The sequence below is a fragment of the Borrelia persica No12 genome, from assembly GCF_000500045.1.
Lineage (GTDB): Bacteria > Spirochaetota > Spirochaetia > Borreliales > Borreliaceae > Borrelia > Borrelia persica.
Map to the genome: position 1 here is coordinate 1 of NZ_AYOT01000214.1, position 3,285 is coordinate 3,285.

At 33.5% G+C, this 3,285-nt stretch carries 4 protein-coding genes; all 4 read left to right on the forward strand.

Annotation, left to right across the window (positions count from 1 at the left end; genetic code table 11):
- Nucleotides 1–667, forward strand: a 667-nt coding sequence (locus U881_RS12930) for a hypothetical protein (protein ID WP_024653833.1), incomplete at its 5' end; no start/stop codon positions are given.
- A gap of 17 nt (nucleotides 668–684) precedes the next feature.
- The gene (locus U881_RS0107570; protein ID WP_024653834.1) at nucleotides 685–1,035 is read left to right on the forward strand and encodes a hypothetical protein; all 351 of its coding nucleotides are present in this window, start codon (nucleotides 685–687) and stop codon (nucleotides 1,033–1,035) included.
- The gene (locus U881_RS0107575; protein ID WP_024653835.1) at nucleotides 1,032–2,225 is read left to right on the forward strand and encodes a PBSX family phage terminase large subunit; all 1,194 of its coding nucleotides are present in this window, start codon (nucleotides 1,032–1,034) and stop codon (nucleotides 2,223–2,225) included. Before U881_RS0107570 ends, U881_RS0107575 begins: the two co-directional genes overlap by 4 nt.
- A 20-nt stretch (nucleotides 2,226–2,245) precedes the next feature.
- Nucleotides 2,246–3,285 (forward strand): anti-CBASS protein Acb1 family protein (locus U881_RS0107580; protein WP_024653836.1); only part of this gene is annotated, 1,040 nt, incomplete at its 3' end.

A 3,285-nucleotide genomic window follows, 5' to 3' on the forward strand; every position in this document is an offset into this window, starting at 1 on the left:
TGGTGAACCAATTGTTCTTAAAGATAAGGGTGTATTTGCGGTTTGTGATGCAAGAAGTATAGCAAATAGAAGGTATTATGCAATAGATAGAGATGTTTTACCAGTTTTAGATAATAATTTAGATTCTATATTGGATCATATGATTGATTTTTTTATGGATAGGGTTGCTGTGGGTGCTTTGACTGCTAAATTTCCGATTGAGGGATCAAAGCTAAATCGATATAAGTTGATCGAGACATTTACAAATACCAATAAATTTTGTCTTCCAGATGGCAGAGGTTTACCGTTAAATTGTTATGCAACTAGAGTGTTAGGTATAACTTCTGCACCAAATCTTGCAGGCCGATTTTTAAGACATTACGATTCGTCATATTCGAGAAGTTTGGGAGACACACAGAGTGATTCACTAAAGTCTCATGACCATTATATAAACTTAGATAAGATTGACTATAGTTATTCTCATTATTTGATCAAAAGGTCTTATTGGGCAAGACGTGAGAATAGCTGGTATTGGAAAGAAGGTCCTTATAATTTTGTCTATGATATGTCATATGGTGATTATATTTCGAAATATAAATTTCCTGATCGTACAGAGACTAGCGGTTATTATGATGAAACTAGGCCTAAAAATTTAGCATATCTGTGTTTTTACAGGTATGATTTGTGATTTTAAAGGAGTAAAGTATGAGTGAATTTGATTATAAGAGATATTTAGAAGAATCAGTTCGAAAGCATTTCCCTCCGATAAGTGTTACTGGTGATTCTCGTGAAGCCTTATTGAAGGCATTTGTTGATAGGTTAGTTGAGTTTTCTAAGTGTAATGTTTTAGCAACTAGTTTACATGCTTTTAGAATGTTTTTTGCTGTTTTGGGAATGAATGAAGCTGAGGATTTAGTTTTAGATATTATCAACAAAGAAAAATTGCCCTTGTCTAATAATAGTAGTAACAATTCTATTATTACTAGTTGTTCCTATACTGAGGATGAGATCAATCGTATTATAAAAGGCGTTAGTAAAGGAGAGCAGGATATTTGAGGTTAAAGAGACTGCCAGTGTACTATGATGCTTACAAAAGTAAGCCTCAAGCAGAAATTTTTGTTTATTATTCGAGTCGTGGTACTGGGAAGACGTATGATATTGCGACAGTGAATCTTGAGAGGAAGTTTGTTCCAGATGGTGGTGATACTTTAGCAGTGCGAAAGAAGAAAAACAAAACTACTCAGTCAATTCATAAAGAGATTTTAGAATTACTTCACAGATATAACTTACGTCGTGAATTTACTGTAAGCAAAGCGAAGATAGAGACAAAGAATTTAATATATGGACGTAAACGTGCGTTTGTGTTTGAAGGTGGTCATGATACAACAGATTTAAAATCATATGCTCATTTTAAGGATCTTTGGTTAGAAGAGGCTAATCAGTTTACTGAATCTGATATTGAAAAACTTATTCCAACAATGAGAGAGAGAGGTGGGAGAATTTATATGTCAAGCAATCCAGTTCCTCGTTCTCATTGGTTGTACAAGCGTTATATTGCAAATGCAGATAATCCGTCAATATGTGTAATTAAGAGTACTTATAGAGATAATCCATTTCTTAATGGAGGGGATATTGACTCTTGGCTCGAAAAACAAAGACTTGCATATCACGGTAATGATATTGGTTTTAGAATTGAAGTTTTAGGAGAAGAGTGTGATTTCGGAACGGCTAGATTTATCAAAGATTTTAATTTATGCGATGAAAATCTTATATCCAAAGTACAGGGCAGTTTTTATACCGGGGTTCATATTAAGGGAAATAGAGTTTGCTTTATAGAACTTCTTATTGGAAGAATTTCTTATCTTCCAATAACAGTTGTAACCAATTCTAGTAGTAAAGTGTTACTTTCAAAAGAAGATTATGCTCTTGAATGTGGACGTTTTAGGGGAACTTTTGTTTTGCCACATACTAGAGAAGAATTAAGATTTGTTTTTTCTCGTTTTGGTAGGGGTTCTTTGATAGCAAGAAATCGTAATCTTTATGTTCTCTCAGATTATCTTATACCCAATAATTTGAATGTTTTAAAAAGAGAAGAGACTGAAGACGTAATTTTAGAGTTTAATGATACTGAATATTATTATGATGAATCTTTAGGTAGTGAGAGTGGTATTGCTACAAATATTGTTATGCAAAGAGATTTACAGTACATACCAGCATTTCTTAATGCGGTGTCGATTTTGATGTAATTGAGTGAACGGAGGTTCTATTGTTTAAGTTTAATTTCTTTAAACGAAATAGTGCTAGCATTGATTCAAAGTCAATGTTTTATCCAGTAAGCAGTAATTGTTTAAAAGGAGATTCGTTAAGGCTTGCTCGTCAAGTAGCAGAAATATATGCAGGATTTGCAGCATCTAGAGACATTGAACATAAAAAAGGAGATGGGCTTGATATGCTTTTTCATAATAATTTTAGAGGAGTTATCAAGAAGATGGTTTACACTGCAATTATTTCTGGAGAGAGTGCTTTTCATATAATTGTGCCAGATTCAGATGATCCCCGCACACCATTGAAGAGTGGTTTTGAATCTCGTTGTTTCAATTTTGGTGAAGTTTATGATACAGGTGATTATTCTTTTGAGAATATTCATCCGACTCGTGTTGTAAAGATGAAGTCATCGTTTTTGAATTTTTCGGCTTTAGAGAAGAGTAGTAGTATGATGAATTCGTTGCTTAATGAGACGGTTGGGTTTTTGAAGGTTAATAATTTTACTTTTCTAAAATCGGCAACTCTTCCATCAATAAAAGATATGACAGCATATGATCTTTCTGAACTGAAGAAAAATATAGAAGGGGTTTTAGATAGTAATCATAAAATGATGATACTTGGTAGAGAAGATGATATTGCAAATATCACACGTTCTGTAAGTCCAATAAGAGATGCGTTTGAGATTATTGTATCTGATGTAACGCTTTATTCGGGGATTCCTAAAGAAGTACTATATCCCACATCTCCGTCTGGTGAGGGCAGTGTTGGTAATTATGACATATTCTATCTCAATATTGAGCAGATATGTAAGCTTATGATGGCGCCTTTTATAAATGCAGTGCTAGAGAAGTTTGGACTTGAATCTAACTGGCAGTTTAAGGCTGTAAAGCCTGTTAGTCAAAAAGAACAAGCTGACATTGAAGAAAAACATGCGCGTACTCTGTCTTTATATACAGATCTTTTAGAGAAGGCTAATGAAATGGGTAATTTAGATCTTGTGGACAAAATTCAGTTTGAACTTAACGAGTTTTTGAAAGTTTA